14 protein-coding genes are annotated in these 16,671 nt (G+C 45.6%); 9 read left to right on the top strand and 5 right to left on the bottom strand.

All coding sequences use genetic code 11. The features are described 5' to 3' along the window. The first annotated feature begins 115 nt into the window (after positions 1 to 115). Both OXB_RS17240 and OXB_RS17235 read left to right on the top strand, forming a co-directional pair. Positions 116 to 823 carry a hypothetical protein gene (locus OXB_RS17240; RefSeq protein WP_041075867.1) on the top strand — a complete coding sequence of 236 codons (708 nt, stop codon included), beginning with the start codon at positions 116 to 118 and terminating at the stop codon, positions 821 to 823. Positions 824 to 898: 75 nt separating this feature from the next. Beyond that, positions 899 to 1,600, top strand: coding sequence for a YetF domain-containing protein (locus OXB_RS17235; protein WP_231860330.1), 702 nt, complete (start codon positions 899 to 901; stop codon positions 1,598 to 1,600). A 106-nt stretch (positions 1,601 to 1,706) separates the two neighbouring features. Here OXB_RS17235 and OXB_RS17230 read toward each other — a convergent pair whose 3' ends face one another. Then, entirely contained in the window at positions 1,707 to 2,906 is a 1,200-nt protein-coding gene (locus OXB_RS17230; protein WP_041075865.1) for an NAD(P)-dependent malic enzyme, read from the bottom strand. 641 nt (positions 2,907 to 3,547) lie between these two features. Further along, positions 3,548 to 4,210 (bottom strand): HAD family hydrolase, encoded by a 663-nt coding sequence (locus tag OXB_RS17220; RefSeq protein WP_041075861.1) that lies wholly within the window; start codon positions 4,208 to 4,210, stop codon positions 3,548 to 3,550. A gap of 155 nt (positions 4,211 to 4,365) precedes the next feature. On the opposite strand from OXB_RS17220, the gene OXB_RS17215 reads away from it, so the two are divergent. Continuing rightward, positions 4,366 to 5,274: an RluA family pseudouridine synthase gene (locus OXB_RS17215; protein WP_041075859.1), complete on the top strand. Its 909-nt coding sequence runs from the start codon at positions 4,366 to 4,368 to the stop codon at positions 5,272 to 5,274. A 15-nt stretch (positions 5,275 to 5,289) separates the two neighbouring features. After that, entirely contained in the window at positions 5,290 to 6,081 is a 792-nt protein-coding gene (locus OXB_RS17210; RefSeq protein ID WP_041075857.1) for an MBL fold metallo-hydrolase, read from the top strand. A 41-nt stretch (positions 6,082 to 6,122) separates the two neighbouring features. Here OXB_RS17210 and OXB_RS17205 read toward each other — a convergent pair whose 3' ends face one another. Further along, positions 6,123 to 6,761, bottom strand: coding sequence for a spore coat protein (locus tag OXB_RS17205; protein WP_041075855.1), 639 nt, complete (start codon positions 6,759 to 6,761; stop codon positions 6,123 to 6,125). A gap of 157 nt (positions 6,762 to 6,918) precedes the next feature. Here OXB_RS17205 and OXB_RS17200 point away from each other — a divergent pair, with 157 nt between their 5' ends. Continuing rightward, complete coding sequence (locus OXB_RS17200) at positions 6,919 to 8,205, top strand: LysM peptidoglycan-binding domain-containing protein (RefSeq protein ID WP_041075853.1); 1,287 nt, start codon at positions 6,919 to 6,921, stop codon at positions 8,203 to 8,205. 60 nt (positions 8,206 to 8,265) lie between these two features. Here the strand turns inward: OXB_RS17200 and OXB_RS19105 are convergent, their stop codons facing one another. Then, positions 8,266 to 8,406, bottom strand: coding sequence for a hypothetical protein (locus tag OXB_RS19105; protein ID WP_173426025.1), 141 nt, complete (start codon positions 8,404 to 8,406; stop codon positions 8,266 to 8,268). A gap of 562 nt (positions 8,407 to 8,968) precedes the next feature. On the opposite strand from OXB_RS19105, the gene gdhA reads away from it, so the two are divergent. From gdhA to OXB_RS17185, 3 genes are all read left to right on the top strand, one after another. Beyond that, positions 8,969 to 10,348 carry an NADP-specific glutamate dehydrogenase gene (gene gdhA, locus OXB_RS17195; RefSeq protein ID WP_084212525.1) on the top strand — a complete coding sequence of 460 codons (1,380 nt, stop codon included), beginning with the start codon at positions 8,969 to 8,971 and terminating at the stop codon, positions 10,346 to 10,348. Positions 10,349 to 10,573: 225 nt separating this feature from the next. Then, a complete protein-coding gene (locus OXB_RS17190) occupies positions 10,574 to 11,785 on the top strand; it encodes an argininosuccinate synthase (RefSeq protein ID WP_041075851.1) in 1,212 nt (403 codons plus the stop codon). A 194-nt stretch (positions 11,786 to 11,979) separates the two neighbouring features. Continuing rightward, positions 11,980 to 13,563, top strand: coding sequence for a DUF6583 family protein (locus tag OXB_RS17185; RefSeq protein ID WP_041075849.1), 1,584 nt, complete (start codon positions 11,980 to 11,982; stop codon positions 13,561 to 13,563). Between the two features lie 512 nt (positions 13,564 to 14,075). Here the strand turns inward: OXB_RS17185 and hpaB are convergent. Continuing rightward, positions 14,076 to 15,557, bottom strand: a complete 1,482-nt coding sequence (hpaB, locus tag OXB_RS17175) for a 4-hydroxyphenylacetate 3-monooxygenase, oxygenase component (protein ID WP_041075844.1) — start codon at positions 15,555 to 15,557, stop codon at positions 14,076 to 14,078. A 191-nt stretch (positions 15,558 to 15,748) separates the two neighbouring features. Between hpaB and OXB_RS17170 the strand changes: the two genes are divergently transcribed. After that, positions 15,749 to 16,645 (top strand): LysR family transcriptional regulator, encoded by an 897-nt coding sequence (locus tag OXB_RS17170; RefSeq protein WP_041075842.1) that lies wholly within the window; start codon positions 15,749 to 15,751, stop codon positions 16,643 to 16,645. Positions 16,646 to 16,671: the final 26 nt, after the last annotated feature.

Below are 16,671 nucleotides of genomic sequence, written 5' to 3'. Positions count from 1 at the left end.
TATACACTCCTCATGACATTCTCTTTTTATAATACCACTAAAATTTATAGGGTTTGATTTACAAGTAGCTAAATTCTTTACGAGGCATAAGATAAAAAAGAAAGGGAGGGTCGTAATGGGTTTATATATGAACACCGATCATCATTCCGCCATCTATCGCAATAGCGAACGCATGGACGGGTTAAACCAGGACTCGTTCAAAAAGGATTTCCTCACCGATTGGAAGGAAGAACAGCAGTCGATATTCCGGCAACAGCGTTCCGCATTGGAAAATGTGCTCCGGCAGCAAAGACGGATGCAAGCGATTCAGCATCAATTGATGGAGGAACAGTCATTTGCCAAGCGGCAGCATGAGGAGCAGGACGAGGCGATAAGAGAAGACATGCTGAGGCTTTTCAATAAAATCAAGCTGGAACATATTCGATTGCAGGCAGAATTCCAGCAGTCCATAGAGCAGCAATGGTTTCCGATCTGGAAATCGATGGAAGAAATGAAGGGGCGATTGAATCATCTGGAACAACTGAATAAAGATCTGGTAAATCGGTTAGGGGAGCAAACGGAAGCCCAACATCGAATGGTGGAGTGGAAAGCGGATTATGAGAATGCACAACAAGAAGTGATGCAGCGGTTGGACAACCAAGAAGGGCTCATCGATAAAATTATGAGGAGGTTGGATCATTTGCGGTCCATCTTTTTCGAACGAACCCACTTTCTTGCAGAGAAAATAGAAGCCGGCTCACCGTCCTCCAAACAGTTAGCTCAAGGCAGCGAACGTTCCTTGACGTTATACAAAAAGAACGACACCCAAGAAGATCAGGAGTAAAGGGAGCCTTCTTATGGCATGTATACCTCGCCCCGTTTAGTGAGACACTTCGGGTAGCTGGAGGTGCAAGCAGAGATGGAGGATATGTTAAAGCTGGATTTTTGGGAAATGATCATTCGGACGACATTGGCATTTATTGTGTTGCTGGTCCTTGCCCGGTTCATGGGGAAGAAGCAGATATCCCAATTGACCTTTTTCCACTACGTAACCGGGATCACCATCGGGTCGATTGCGGCGGATATCGCGGGAGAATCGAAGATGCCGTTCTTGGATGGGATGGTCGCAATGATTTGGTGGGCAGTCTTGACAGTACTGACAAATTTCATAGCATTCAAATCGAAAAAAGCAAGGATCCTCTTCGATGATAAGCCGACCATCATCATCCGGGACGGGAAGTTGCTGAAAATATCTCTTGAGAAGACGCGCCTTCATCTGAACGATTTGAACATGATGTTAAGGGAACAAAGTATCTTTTCGATAAAGGATGTGCAATATGCTATCCTGGAGACGAATGGTCAGTTAAGTGTCATGAAGAAAAGCGATCTGGAACCTGCAACAAAAAAAGACGTCAAGGCACCGGCGCCACAACCGAAGTATGTTCCAACAGAAATCATTTCCGATTATCAATTGATTCCCGAAAACCTGAAAGAACTGAATTTGACCGAGGAATGGCTGACCGAGCAGTTAAAGAAGCAAGGAATCGGTCAGCTAGACCAAGTTTTTTACGCTGAGGTCCAATCGGATGGAACCCTTCATGTTGATCTGGGAGATGGGTGAAAAGTGAAGAAAAAGCCGTAAACATCATAGTTCACGGCTTTTTTGTCGTCTAGGAAATTATAAAATCCCGGCATCTTAGTCGCCCTAGTGATTCGAAGTTTGGATATTAATTATTCAAGAGCAAACGTTTAGTGACGGAAACGTCCGAATCCATGGCGGCTCGTGCGACTGCCTTGGCCACTCTGTCGACCACCCGCTCATCGAACGGATCCGGGATGATATAATCGTCCCTCAGGTCAGAATCGTCGATGATGTCCGCGATAGCGTGCGTCGCCGCCAATTTCATGCTTTCGTTGATTTCCGTCGCGCGTACGTCGAGCGCACCGCGGAAAATTCCTGGGAATGCAAGGACATTGTTGACCTGATTCGGATAATCCGATCTTCCTGTGGCGATAATTCGCACTCCAAATTCCTGCGCTAAAGACGGTGCGATTTCCGGCAGGGGATTCGCGAGGGCAAATACGATCGGATCCACGTTCATGCTGTCAATCAAATCTTTTGTCAAAATATTGGCGACTGACACGCCGATAAAGATATCCGCACCTTCCATTGCATCCCGCAAAGATCCTGACAACTGACGAGGGTTGGTGATTTCTGCAATTTCATATTTGATCGGGTTCATGTCATTTGGCCGGCCTTTATAAATAATTCCTTTGGAATCACAAATGATCACGTCTTTGAATCCGAGATTGAGAAGGAGCTTGATGATTGCGACTCCTGCTGCGCCAGCGCCGTTCACGACGACCCGCACCGATTCGATTTCTTTATTGACCACTTTTAACGCATTCAATAAACCAGCGCCTACGACAATCGCCGTTCCATGTTGGTCATCATGGAAAACCGGGATATCCAACTCCTCTCGAAGCCGTCTCTCCACTTCGAAGCAGCGCGGTGCCGAGATGTCCTCCAGATTAACGGCGCCGAATGTGGGGCTCATCAACTTCACAGTGCGTACAATTTCATCGACATCTTTCGTATCCAGACAGATTGGGAATGCATCGATGTTCGCATACCGTTTAAGCAAAAGCGCTTTTCCTTCCATGACGGGCAGCGCCGCTTCCGGTCCGATATCCCCCAGGCCCAATACGGCCGTTCCGTCCGTTACAACGGCCACTAAATTCCCTTTGATTGTATATTCGTATACTAGAGAGGGGTCGTTCGCGATTTCTACACAGGGTTCTGCAACACCAGGAGAATACGCCAAACTTAGGTCCGTTTTGTTTTCCAGTGGCACCTTCGAAACAGTTTCCATTTTTCCCTTATGAATTTGATGCATTTCCAACGAAGACTCATATCGTCCTGTCATGTAACATACCCCATTCTGTAGATTTTTATTTATGAATATAAATTATTAACACGAATCCAAACAAAATACAAGATGAAGTATTTGTTTAAATCAAAATATTTGAATTAAGTAACCGGTTTCATTGCTGTTACAACAACGTTTAGGAGGTCTTACGACCAGCTATAAAATTTTTTTATTAGTTATCGTTTTGACGAAGTTTATTGAATTTGTTAAATGTTTCACAAAGAATTTGTGGGGATCAGCCGTTTCGAGGAAAGGTTTAACATGGGAAAGAAAAGAAATCGTCCAAGCGAAAATCGCCTTTTTTGAAGAGGATAATGAAGAATGCGAGAATATTAGACATTGAAAAAATACAAGTTTCTCACTCTAGCTGGAAGCATTAGTTCTTCAGATTCTAGTTTCTAAGAGAAGGGGATTGGGAATAAAAGTAAATAATAAAGGGGCTGTCCAGAAAGTGGATTTTCCGGTTAAACACGCAAAAAGCAAGGGCTCTGGTCGCTTTCCGCGGGCCAGCCGACGAGCCTCCTCCGGCTTACAGCCGTGCGGGGTCTCGTCGGCCGGCTTTCCCGCAGGAGTCTCCCGGCGCCCTTGCTTTTTGCTGGTATCCAACTCTGTGCCTGGACTTTTCGGACAGCCCCTTTTCATAAGATTTCCCAATTCCGTTGTTGTGCGACCGCTTTCAAACGGCTTTCCGGATTGACAGCCACCGGATTTCCGACCAGGTCCAATACAGGCAAATCTGACAAACTATCGCCGTACGCGAAGCTATTTTCCCAGTCGATCGTTTTTCCGATCAATGCCTCTTTGATCTTTTCCGTTTTTCGAGGTCCCTGGATGTGAAAGAGCGGGGTGCTGCAGTCGATTCTCTGATCATCTGTAAACCGGATATCTGTTCCGATGATTTCATCGAAATGCAAATCCCGCGTCACGGCATACAGAAACGGAGTGTAGGCCCCCGAAACTAGCATCACTTGGATATCGTTTTCGATATGCTGCCGCAGTCTGGAGACGATCTCTTCGTTAAGCCCCTGACGGACAGGATCGACCAGTTCCGCAAAATAATGTTCCATTTCGGATTGTGACAAATCTTTTAAGGAATCCAGATAAATTTGCATCGAGCGTTCCTTCATCCGGGATTCGGGCACGAGTTTCATTTTATAACCTATGTAGGGCGGGAGAATGGTCCGGAAAAAGGTCTTATACTTGGAGCGATGGATCGGGTGGTGCTTAAGATGGTCCATTAATAACTGGAATGTCTCGGATGAATATAAGGTACCATCGAAGTCGAAGATTGCAACGCGCATCGTCATCACCTTTTTGATGTTTTTTTGAAATAATTCTTCATTCCATCATACAGCGTCTGGGGAATGATGGCAATGTATGCACGGGCTGGCGGTTAGAGTGGGTTTTATGGAAAAAGGCAGTTATAATGATATGAAGAGAGTGAGGGATTCGAACGATGCAAAGAAAGCGGAGCAAGCCCGGGGTGTCCGGGAAGGATGCCCAACAATACACCGTGGAGGAAAAGATGGAACTTCTCTCCTTTTTGCTCGGCTGCATGAAAAAGAGCAGCCGCAACTCGGTCAAATCGGTGTTGGCACGTGGGCAGGTGACTGTTGATGGCAAAGTGGTGACCCAATATAATCATTTACTGGAACCGGGGCAGCAGGTTGCGATCATCAGCAATCAGGCTGCGAAAAGCGAGAGTGATTTGAAAGGTGTATCCATCCTCTATGAAGATGATGATCTCCTTGTGGTGAATAAAGAAGCGGGGATTCTGACGATGGCAGATCGGAACGAGAGGGAGATGACCGCTTATCGTCAAGTGACAGACTATGTCCTGCGAAAAAATCCGAGGAATCGGATTTTCATTGTCCATCGGTTGGATAAGGATACATCGGGGGTTCTCCTGTTTGCTAAAAGTGAAAAGGTGAAACATATTTTGCAAAACGCGTGGAATGAACGGGTGAAGGAACGGACATATATCGCGCTCGTGGAAGGCGTCGTCGGGAAAAACGAAGGGACGATTTCGTCATGGCTGAAAGAAAGCAAAACGTTTAAGATGTTTTCCAGTCCGACCGATAATGGGGGACAGCATGCGGTGACGCACTATCGGAAAATCCGTTCCAACGGACGGTTCACGTTGTTGGAAGTTCAATTGGAAACAGGCCGGAAAAATCAGATCCGTGTCCATATGGAAGAGCTCGGCCATCCGATTGTCGGGGATCGAAAATATGGGGCAACAGGAAATCCATTAAAACGTCTCGGTCTGCATGCTTTCGCTATCGCAATCATCCATCCGAGGACGGGAGAATTGATGCGTTTCGAGGCGAAAGTGCCTTCCGGTATCACTGCGAAGTCGAGATGATGTGGGGGATAGGGAATGGAACTGAAAAAATTTGAAGATTTGGAGCAAGCCCAACTGACCGTTTCATTTGGCAGCCAGCGATTATTCGTTTCGGTCTTTTTTATCGATGGGTTGCTGATTGATACGGGGCCTTCCAAGATGAGGGCGGAACTAATTCCGTTATTCGAAGAATGGAAGATGAACGAAGTGGTATTGACCCACCATCATGAAGACCATACCGGGATGGCGAATTGGATTCAGCGGCATAAACAGATTCCTATTTATTTACACGAGATTGGAATACCGGCATGTGAGCGGGACATGGATCTTCCTTTCTACCGGAAAGTGTTTTGGGGTGAACGGAAGCCATTTCAGGCGCTGCCCCTTCAACAGAGGCATCGGACACCAAATTATGAATGGGAGGTCATTCATACTCCGGGCCATGCGGATGATCATGTGGCGTTATGGAATCGAGAAAAGGGATGGATGTTCGGGGGAGATTTGTACGTCCAATCATCTCCAAAAAGCTCATTTGCATTCGAGTCGATTCCAGGCATCATCCAATCATTGCACAAGGTGTTGACGTATGATTTCGAGACTTATATTTGTTCGCATGCCGGTGTGATCCGGAATGGAAGAAGTGTTATTGAAAAAAAGTTGGACTATTTGACCGGAATTCAGCAGGAAGTTCTCCACATGGCGGGGCAAGGGTTGACCAATCGGGAAATCCGCAAACAACTTTTCCCGAAGCGCCATCCCATGCATTATCTTTCCTTTTTCGAAAACTCGCCGATGCACCTCGTCAACTCCATACTGGCAAGATCATAAAGAAAGAGGCTTCCGATTCGGAGAGCCTCTTTCTCATGTGGTTACTGCATCGGACTATTCGGGGGCATGCCCGGTTGACCAGCTGGGGCATAGGCATTCAATATTTGTTGCATATCTTGCTGGGCCAGTTGCGGCACTTGGTAGTAGTGGTGTTTATTTTGATAAATCGACAGCTCGTAAGCCATTTCGATGCAGTTTGGCACGGAGTCGGCTAAAACGCGGCGTACGACTGGATTGGTCGTTTCGAGAGCGGCCATCGTCTTTGCTGAAGCACTTGTTTTGGCGGCGTCCAATAAAAAGCCGGAAATGATTTCATCCGAAATTTCGGACTCGTTCATGATCGGTTTCTTCGGTTGGGAAGATTTCATTCCATAAATGAAATCATTGCCTTGCTTCATCTTATAGCTTTGTGTCGGATGGGACGGGTCACGTCCGGTTTTAAAGCATTCGACGGTAATGTTGTACTCGTCCAAGGTGAAACGGTATTGACGGTCGAGTATATCGAGCAGTTCGGGGTCTTTGACATGTGGACGCATCAGCATCGCCATGTTCAGTGAAGCGATAGCCCCTGATAACACTTCGTGGACATCGAATAATTCGTGTCCGCCATGGTTCATTTCCTGTGGAACGGATCCCGTATGCATGTTCTGGTGGGTTTGCCCGAATGGATTTTGAGTCACTGCATATCCTCCTTGCGGTATTTTGGTCAATCGGGGATAGTATGGCAACAGAGGTCCAATCTATTCATGAAAAGACTTGGTCCGGAGACATAATCCATCGCCTGCAAAAATAGACTAACTACGAGGATATTTTTGTCAATGAAAGGCAGATGATCTGATGCAAATCCATGTTGTTCAACCCGGCCAAACATTGTATGGCATAGGGCAAGCTTACGGAATCCCGTATCAAGACATTGCGGAGGCCAATGAAATACCGGATCCATCACGTTTAGTCATAGGGCAAGCCTTGGTCATCCCGATTATAGGGCAGTATCATTGGGTGCAACCGGGGCAATCGTTGTATTCGATCGCAAGGATGTATGGGATGTCTTATGTTGAATTGGCGAGAATCAACGGCATTTCCCCTTCCGCTACATTGCAGGTAGGACTACGGCTTTATATTCCACCCCGTCCGAAGATGAACGCGGAAGTTCTTCTCTATGCAGAGCCGCGGGCGCCTGTCAGTCAGTCATACATTGACGAGGTCAGACGACGGGCAGGACAGGTGACATATATGGCCATGTTTAGTTATGAAGTCTTGCGTGATGGATCGCTAAAAGCTCCACCTCTCGATAATATTCCACAAATTGTAAGAGATGCGGGCGCAGCGAATGCCCTTGTTGTCACCAATTTGGAGGAATTCGCTTTCAGTGCTGATTTGGCCCATGCCATTTTTACGGATGAAGCCGTGCAAGATCGATTGTTCGATAACTTGGTCCAAGAAGCGAATCGGGTAGGTTTCAGGGACATCCATTTTGACTTTGAGCTGCTTTTTCCGGAGGATCGCGAACTTTATAATACTTTCCTCCGAAGAGCAAGGGATCGGTTTCATGCGGCGGGCTTCACGATCTCCACCGCTTTGGCTCCGAAAGCGAGTGATATCAGAACGGGGATTTACGGGGCGCATGATTATAAAGCGCATGGGGAGATTGTGGATTTTGTGTCACTTATGACTTATGAATGGGGATATACATTTAGCGAGCCTCAAGCGGTGAGTCCAATTCAACCGGTGCAAGCCGTCGTCGAATATGCCGTCAGTCAAATACCACGGGAAAAGGTGTTTCTCGGCCAAAATCTATACGGATATAAGTGGTCCTCCCCGTATCCGCCACAAGGGGGAGCCCCTGCACGGGCAATCAGTCCGCAACAAGCTATTGCATTGGCCATCGAACAGAATGTGGCAATCCAGTATGATTATGTGGCACAAGCGCCTTATTTCCGCTATATCGATGCGGAAGGTGTGCAACATGAAGTATGGTTTGAAGATGCACGCAGCATACAAGCGAAGTTCAATTTGATCAAACAATTTCAATTACGCGGAATCATGTACTGGAAGTTGGGTCTGGCATTCCCTCAAAATTGGCTTTTGCTGCAGGATAATTTTAACATCCGCAAAATTACATGAAGTCCGGAAAAAAAATGAACCGGAGTGCGTAAACGCACATCGGTTCATTTATTTTTTTAATCATTCTTTATTCAGGTAGTTCATAAAGGATTGAAGGAAATCGATGTCGGGATTAAAAACCAAGGCTGGCAGAAAAGCAAAAGTCATCAACAGCATAACATTGGCACCGACAACTGCACGGAACACTTTTTTAATTTTCATTTCAATTCCCCTCTTTCACCTGAATTATCATTTCCACACAACCGTTCAGAAACCTTGCTCATCAAGGCGGGAATCATTTGTCTGAATAGTGTTATAATACACCCTAATCAGCCATCTGTAAATTATTTTTTCTCGTATTCTACATAAAGTAGACACAATCCATTATAATATTTAGATATAGAATAAAAAAAATCTTGTAACAAATCTATTTTTCGGCGATAATATAAAAATGTACTAAATAGATTGTGAAATACCAATCAAAGTTTGATAATGGAGAAGCGGCAGCTTTATCCTTGATCTTTATTCAGCTGAAAACCTTGCTTCTACAGGTGATGGGGTTCAACGGGTGTCAAAACGCCTGTTGAATAAAGATGGAGCCTCCGGCAGATGTCACAGATTTTGAAAGGCAGTCTAAGCGCGACATAATGAAAGCGCCTTAATTTCTGCACAAAACGCAGAAATACGGCAAACCGACCCCTACGCTGTTCGATTCGCAATTCAAAATCCGGACGCAATTACACCGAGGCGCAATTGATTATATACAAGAAAGGGATGATTGCGAATGACTAGAATGGATGTAGTTCAATCAAACAAAAATAGAGCGAACGATTACGTTCATGAAGTATATGAATTGGTAAAGAAGAGAAATCCGGATGAAAAAGAATTTTTGCAAGCCACGAGAGAAATTTTCGATTCACTGCGCCCCGTCTTCTCCCAACATCCCCATTTCATCGAACATGGCATTCTTGAAAGAATTACAGAACCGGAACGGATCATCACTTTCCGAGTTGCCTGGGAAGACGATCAAGGCAGAGTGCGGGTGAACCGTGGTTTCCGTGTTCAATTCAACAGTGATTTAGGACCATATAAAGGTGGGATTCGATTCCATCCTTCCGTCAACGTTAGTATTATGAAATTCCTTGCATTCGAGCAAATTTTTAAAAATGCGTTGACCGGCCAACCGATCGGTGGAGGGAAAGGCGGATCGGACTTCGATCCAAAAGGGAAGTCGGAACGTGAAATCATGCGATTCACGCAAAGTTTCGCCACTGAGCTGACCCGGCATATCGGTCCCGACCGTGATGTTCCGGCCGGTGACATCGGTGTTGGAAAGCGTGAAATCGGATACATGTTCGGAACGTATAACCGTTTACGAGGCGGATACGAAGCAGGGGTCTTCACCGGAAAAGATCCGGAGCATGGCGGAAGTCTAGGCCGTAAAGAAGCGACTGGCTACGGCACCGTCTATTTCGTGGATGAGATGCTAAAAGGGAAAGGACTTTCCTTCAAAGGCAGCACAGTTATCGTTTCTGGATCTGGAAACGTTTCCACCTATGCAATTGAAAAAGCGATGCAATTAGGCGCCAAAGTGGTCGCGTGCAGCGATTCGGGCGGTTATATCTATGACAAGGATGGCATCAACCTGGAAACATTGAAACAATTAAAAGAAGTGGAAAATAAGAGAATCTGGGAATATACAAAATTCCATCCGAATGCGGAATATCATGAGGATTGTTCGGGTATTTGGTCCATACCTTGTGATATCGCATTGCCATGTGCGACACAAAATGAGCTGGATGAAATCGCAGCACATACGTTGGTAGCAAACTCGGTTAAAGCGGTCGGAGAAGGCGCGAATATGCCATGCACATTGGAAGCGATCCATCTATTCCAAGAAAATGGCGTGTTATTCGCTCCGGCGAAAGCGGCCAATGCAGGCGGCGTGGCCGTTTCGGCAATGGAAATGTCACAGAACAGCATGCGGCTTTCCTGGACTACCGAGGAAGTCGATGAAAGATTGCAAAGTGTCATGAAGAATATTTATACAAGTTGTATGGAAGCGGCCGACCAATACGGCAAGCCGGGAGATTTAGTCATGGGGGCAAATATTGCAGGATTTTTGAAAGTTGCCAATGCGATGGTTTCGCACGGCATCAACTAAATATAGAAGATAGACGGATACGCTGATTCATTAGTGTGTCCGTTTTTTTGTTTTAGAAATGACGTGCATACTTAGGATTGTATGCATCCAACCTTCTATTTCATGATTGATAAAATTTGAAATAAATAATAGAAAATCTATTGTGTTTCATCTTGGATATGATATTATAAAAATACTATTATTCGCATAAACATTCATCCAGGAGCTTGAAGGGAGTTTTATAAAATGACAAAAAAGAAAGTTGTTTTAGCATATTCGGGTGGACTCGATACATCCGTTGCCGTCCAGTGGTTGACAGATCAAGGATACGCAGTCGTAGCATGCTGTTTGGATGTCGGTGAAGGGAAAGACTTGGAGTTCATCAAGCAGAAGGCGTTGAAAGTCGGTGCGGTGAGCAGCTACGTCATCGATGCCAAAGAAGAATTTGCGCAAGAATTTGTCTTGCTTGCATTGCAGGCACAATCGTATTACGAGGATAAATATCCACTCGTTTCGGCACTTTCCCGTCCGTTGATTTCCAAGAAACTCGTCGAAGTGGCGCATCAGGAAAACGCGACGGCGGTGGCGCATGGCTGTACAGGAAAAGGGAATGACCAAGTGCGTTTCGAAGTCGCGATCAAAGCACTCGATCCTTCTTTGGAAGTATTGGCTCCTGTTCGTGAGTGGAGCTGGTCCCGTGAAGAGGAGATCGAATACGCGAAACAGAAGAACATCCCAATTCCTATCGACCTCGAAAGTCCTTATTCGGTGGATCAAAACCTTTGGGGCCGTGCCAACGAATGCGGCATCTTGGAAGACCCTTGGGCAGCGCCACCGGAGGAGGCATATGGATTGACCAATTCCATCGAGAATGCACCGGACATACCGGAAGTGATTGAGATCGAGTTCAACAAAGGAGTGCCAGTCAGCTTGGATGGCGTCCAATATTCGTTGAGTGAACTTATACTTAAACTGAATGATATCGCAGGAAACCACGGAGTCGGAAGAATCGACCACGTCGAAAACCGCCTGGTCGGCATCAAATCGCGCGAGGTGTATGAAGCGCCAGGTGCCATCACATTATTAAAGGCTCATAAGGAATTGGAAGATTTGACGCTCGTGAAAGAAGTAAGTCATTTTAAACCAATCATCTCGCATAAGCTAAGCGAGATGATCTATAACGGCTTATGGTTTTCTCCGTTACGCGAAGCATTGGAAGCATTCATTAAAGAAACCCAGCAATACGTCAACGGAACAGCGCGTGTCAAACTGTTCAAAGGGCATGCCATCGTGGAAGGCCGGAAATCGGTGAATTCCCTTTATGATGAAAAACTTGCCACGTATACGGCTGACGATGAATTTGACCAATCGGCAGCAGTCGGGTTTATCAAGCTATGGGGTCTTCCTACTGAAGTTCATAGTATGGTGAATAAGAAACAAACTGTAAAAAAAGGATAATGAAAAAATACCTTCCATCTTCCCGGATGGAAGGTTCTTTCTTTGAAAGACTAGGTATTTAGTGAATAGGAAAGAAATCCAAAACGCGAAAAATGGATTATTTCCGCGAAAAATGAATCTTTTTCGCTCCTATTATAGTAGAATGACTGAGGACGTTGGATGACATATCCAAATTAAAGAAGGGGGACGTCAAAATGGAGGAACAGAACTTGAAAAAGAAGTCACCTAAGTTGTTCATAGCATTGATCGTGGCTGCTCTTATCATTGTAGGCGGTAGCGCATCCGCTTATTTCGCATTTAGTAAATCTCCGAAAGTGCAATACTTTTTGGCTGAAAGTGCTACATTGCAACAAATGGGTAATCTATTCAAAGATCGCTATGCAAATGAAATGAAGTGGATGGATGTCCAGAAGGAAAAGCCGACAGAAACAACATTGGATCTGTCAGCGGAATGGAATGATCCTTATATCGGCTACGACATGGAGGAAGTCCAGTCACTTGTCAACAGTTCGAAGTTGACGCTCCAGAACGTATTCGATCCGGTAAAAAAAGAAACGAAAATCGGATTGTCTGCTGAAGTGGGAAGCACTTCAATTGATTTGGGGGAGTATTTCGCAACACCGGAAAAGGCTTTATTGGCATTGCCATTCACGGATGATCTAATTCGTTTCGACGACAAGGATTTCGGTCGGATCATGCGGGAAATCGATGAAGACTATGAGGGGAATGATGAGCTAGGTCTCGCCCAACTGTTCGAAACTGATTTTTCATCCGCCAGCGAACTGACGACTTATGTGAAAGAAGAATACTTGAAATTCATTTTCGATGAATTGCCGGAAGAGGCATTTGAAAGCGAGAAAGAAGAAGTCGAGGTGTTCGACAAGAAGATCAAAGCAACGAAGTCGACGATGAAACTTGACGAAAAGCAATTCAAAGCACTGATTGAAAAAGTCCTAGTAAAAATGCAAAAAGATGAAAAACTGAAAGAATTGATCAAAGACCAAATCGCCATGTCTTCTTTTGCGGGAGATGTAACAGCGAGTGATTTGACAGAAATGATTGTCCAATACGAGGAAGGCTTGGAATCGGCCATCGAAGATTTGGATGCAATCGATGATGTACCAAGCACAATCACATCGACAATCTGGCATGATTCGAACCACATCGTCAAACGTTCTTTGGATGTGACGAGCGGTGAAGAAGGAGAAGAGGAGTCCCTTCTGATGGAAGGCGTTCAATTGTTGGAAAAAGACGAGCAACAATGGAAGTATACGATGGGAATCAAGGAAGCTGATGATGAAGAAAATGTGTTGAAATTCAACGGCCACTTGACTTGGAAAGACAAGAAAGCGGAAGACTCGATCACCTTGACAGTGGAAGATGTGAATGCTGTCAAGATCTCCTACAAAGGGAAAGAGGATCTGGACGGTTCCAAGCGTACCTTTAAACGGACATTCGGATTCTCCGACGGGTACCAAGATGTAGAAGTGGTTTGGAGCGGAAATGCGACGCATGAAAGCGACTCGATGAGCGCAGATCATAACTTCACATTCAGCGATGGATCAATGGATCCGGATATGTATAACTTGAAAATGAAACAAAAGAGTAAAGTCGTCAAAAAAGTCGACATGCCAACCGAATCGGCTGATACCATCATGTTGAAAGATATGAGTGTGGAAGAAATGATGGAATATGCCGAAGAAACTTTAGCTCCTGAAGCTCAGAACTGGGCCTGGGAACTCATGGGCAACCTGGAAAGCGAACTTTACGGTAATTAATTGAATTGACAGGGAAAAGGGGCTGTCCGAAAAGTCCAGGCACAGAGTTGGATACTAGCAAAAAGCAAGGGCGCCGGGAGACTCCTGCGGGAAAGCCGGCCGACGAGACCCCGCACGGCTGTAAGCCGGAGGAGGCTCGTCGGCTGGCCCGCGGAAAGCGACCAGAGCCCTTGCTTTTTGCGTGTTTAACCGGAAAATCCAATTTCTGGACAGCCCCTTTTTTTAAGTGTGGGGATAGTTTTATAGGGAGTGGGAGCTGTCGGAAGGAGGGGATGAAAGCGATTTTGTGGATTGTCATGGGAAATTAGCGAACTGCCATGGGAAAAGCCGGAACTGTCATGGGGAAACGGTGAACTGTCATGGCAAGTCAGGAAACTGTCATGGCGCGAGCGAACTGTCATGTCCCCAATGGAATCTCTACTACAAACCAAAAAATAGAGGGGGAATGATTACTTCCACCCTCTAGTATTACACAACTGTTAAGGAGGTGAAACTTGATTCACCATCCTCCTTTATTTGCCGATTCCAGAAAGGGAACCTTGCTCGGAACGCTGTAAGAATTCTTTGACATGGTCGACATAAGGTTGTTTGTCGTAGCCATTATAAAGTGCACCTGCCATACGAACTGGATCGCCGAAGAAGAAACGCTCGTATAGAGTTTGGCGAGTACCGAACGCACTCATGCAGACATCCCACGCCAAACGGTATAGCTTCACGCGGTCATATGCAGAGCCAGTTGCCGATTGTAGGTATTTATCCAAATCAGGACGGAGTTCCGAAGCGAAGTCTTTTTCGTTCGGGATCGCCATCAAGCCGCTCGCACCCATCAACTGCATGATCTCGCTGAAGCGTGGGTAGATCTTAGGATAGTAGTTACGCGCTGCATTCAACGGACCAAAATCCGGCGTCATGATGCCCCAGCGGTCTTCTTTCGCGTTCGCTTCGGAAGCTGTTACAAACGCTTTCATCGTCTCCAATGCTATGATGACTTCAGACATTTTTTCGTGAATGTGCTGGAACTGACCGATGTTGATCGTTTCCACCATCAATTGAAGAAGGCCGAGGATGAATTCTGTCTTCGCAACGTTTTTCGAAACAACTTGGTGTGTCATGTGGACAACTGCGTTACTTTCGTTGTACGCTTCGTTACATACTTGAACATCGCCTAGTGCGAATACGCGGTTCCAAGGAACGACGACATCATCGAACACTACGATGGAGTCCATTTCTTCGAAGCGGGATCCTAGCGGATGGTCGAAATTGGATTTTCCATAATCGAACGACTCACGGCAAATGAACTTCAAGCCCGGTGTGTTGTTCGGAATCGAGAACGCATAGGCATATGGATTTTCTTCATCTGACTGTTTCAGCAACGTGGAAGGGAACACCATGATTTCGTCAGTGATTCCACCTTGTGTCGCAAGAAGGCGTGCACCACGGATGACAACCCCTTCAGATGTTTTTTCGACGATACGCGCAGCGATGTACGGATCAGGCAGCTGAGCCGAGTTCAATGCACGGTTCACCTGTGGCTGAATCAATGTGTGCGTCAGCGACAAGTCGTTCTCACGGCAATACTCATAGTAGTCCTGCATATTTTTTTGATAGAACGGGTCCTGTTTACCGAACATTTCAGAAGCGGAACCGTATGCCATCATACCTGCGTTGATATAGTCAGGGGAACGTCCCATCATCCCGTTGTTATGGCGTGCCCATGTCTGGATCATCATGCGGCGTTTTTCCAAGTCTTCCTTCGTTCTTGGTTGCAAGAATGATGTACCAACCTGATTTCCAGTCGTCGGAGATTTATAAGTCATATAATCCTTTTTATCTGCATCGAATTGTAAATCGTATAATTCCCCTTGCGTTTTCATTACTCCTTTAAACGCTGGGTGTTCGGAAATTTTCCCTTTCACCTGCTCACCGTCGATCCACACATTCGCCTGGGCCTTGTCGACTCCATCGATATACTGCTGTCCTGTCTTAGCTCCCATTTGTAAAACTCCTTTCAGTTTTCCTTGCATAATGAAACCGCATACATTACCAAATCAGAATTATTGAACCTTTCATTCAATTAAGGTTGTAATGACAATATACCACGTGCTATCATATATGATAAATATATATATGGTTTGTTTACTATATTTAATTCGTATATAAATTTGCTTAGAAGGGAGGAAAACAGTTGAACCTGAAACGGTTAGGCTATTTTGTCACGATAGTGGAAGAAGAGCAGATTACAAAAGCCGCGCAGAAATTGCATATGGCCCAACCACCGTTGAGCCAGCAACTTAAACTATTGGAAGAAGAACTGGGTGTCCTTTTATTTGAACGGATCGGCCGGAAATTGGAACTTACAGAGCCGGGGAAAGTGCTATATGATAAATCCAAAAAGCTGCTCTCTCAATATGAAGAGGCTTTCATGGAAGTGGAGGAAGTGGCAAAAGGGATGAAAGGCGTCCTGTCCATCGGCACGGTGAAATCCTGTTTCCCTTATGTGCCAGGAAGGTTGCGGCAGTTCCGAGAGCAGTTCCCTGATGTGACGTTCAGATTAAAAGAAGGGGATACGTTCCGGATGACGGAATACTTACGGAATCGGGAGATTGAACTTGGGATTGTCCGGATGCCTTTGGAAATGGAAGACTTCTCATCGATTGCATTGCCATCTGAACCGTATGTCCTCGTCGCGCCGAAAAAATGGAATCAAAAAAAGAGAATCCGTATGAAAGATGTAGCAGAGCTGCCTTTGCTTTTGCTCCATCGAGTTAAAGGAAGGGGACAATACGAACTGATTTTGGATGAGTGTGCAAAGCACGGCTTTGAACCATCCATCATTTGTGAGTGCCCGGATGCCGGGATGCTTCTTTCTTTGGCGCGGGAAGGGATCGGTTATGCGATGTTGCCGAAGTCCACTGTTGAATTCCTTCTATATGAAGATTTGCAAATTACCGAGATCGAAGATTGCCTTATTCAAACGGAAGGCACAATCATCTGGTTGAAGGACCGGTATTTATCAAAGGCGGCAAGCCGCTTTCTGGAAACCTTTCAACAGCCGCAATTGACAGAAGCCTCTCCATTATAAAGATAGGTTGCTAATGTAATGAGTGG

Origin of the sequence: Bacillus sp. OxB-1, assembly GCF_000829195.1 — a bacterium.
Taxonomy (GTDB): domain Bacteria; phylum Bacillota; class Bacilli; order Bacillales_A; family Planococcaceae; genus Sporosarcina.
This window is presented reverse-complemented; position numbering and strand designations above follow the sequence as displayed.

Bases quoted from the DNA above. Each gene is read 5' to 3' on its own strand.
- OXB_RS17240 (WP_041075867.1), top strand. From the start codon at position 116: ATGGGTTTATATATGAACACCGATCATCATTCCGCCATCTATCGCAAT.
- OXB_RS17235 (WP_231860330.1), top strand. From the start codon at position 899: ATGGAGGATATGTTAAAGCTGGATTTTTGGGAAATGATCATTCGGACG.
- OXB_RS17230 (WP_041075865.1), bottom strand. From the start codon at position 2,906: ATGACAGGACGATATGAGTCTTCGTTGGAAATGCATCAAATTCATAAG.
- OXB_RS17220 (WP_041075861.1), bottom strand. From the start codon at position 4,210: ATGCGCGTTGCAATCTTCGACTTCGATGGTACCTTATATTCATCCGAG.
- OXB_RS17215 (WP_041075859.1), top strand. From the start codon at position 4,366: ATGCAAAGAAAGCGGAGCAAGCCCGGGGTGTCCGGGAAGGATGCCCAA.
- OXB_RS17210 (WP_041075857.1), top strand. From the start codon at position 5,290: ATGGAACTGAAAAAATTTGAAGATTTGGAGCAAGCCCAACTGACCGTT.
- OXB_RS17200 (WP_041075853.1), top strand. From the start codon at position 6,919: ATGCAAATCCATGTTGTTCAACCCGGCCAAACATTGTATGGCATAGGG.
- OXB_RS19105 (WP_173426025.1), bottom strand. From the start codon at position 8,406: ATGAAAATTAAAAAAGTGTTCCGTGCAGTTGTCGGTGCCAATGTTATG.
- gdhA (WP_084212525.1), top strand. From the start codon at position 8,969: ATGACTAGAATGGATGTAGTTCAATCAAACAAAAATAGAGCGAACGAT.
- OXB_RS17190 (WP_041075851.1), top strand. From the start codon at position 10,574: ATGACAAAAAAGAAAGTTGTTTTAGCATATTCGGGTGGACTCGATACA.
- OXB_RS17185 (WP_041075849.1), top strand. From the start codon at position 11,980: ATGGAGGAACAGAACTTGAAAAAGAAGTCACCTAAGTTGTTCATAGCA.
- hpaB (WP_041075844.1), bottom strand. From the start codon at position 15,557: ATGGGAGCTAAGACAGGACAGCAGTATATCGATGGAGTCGACAAGGCC.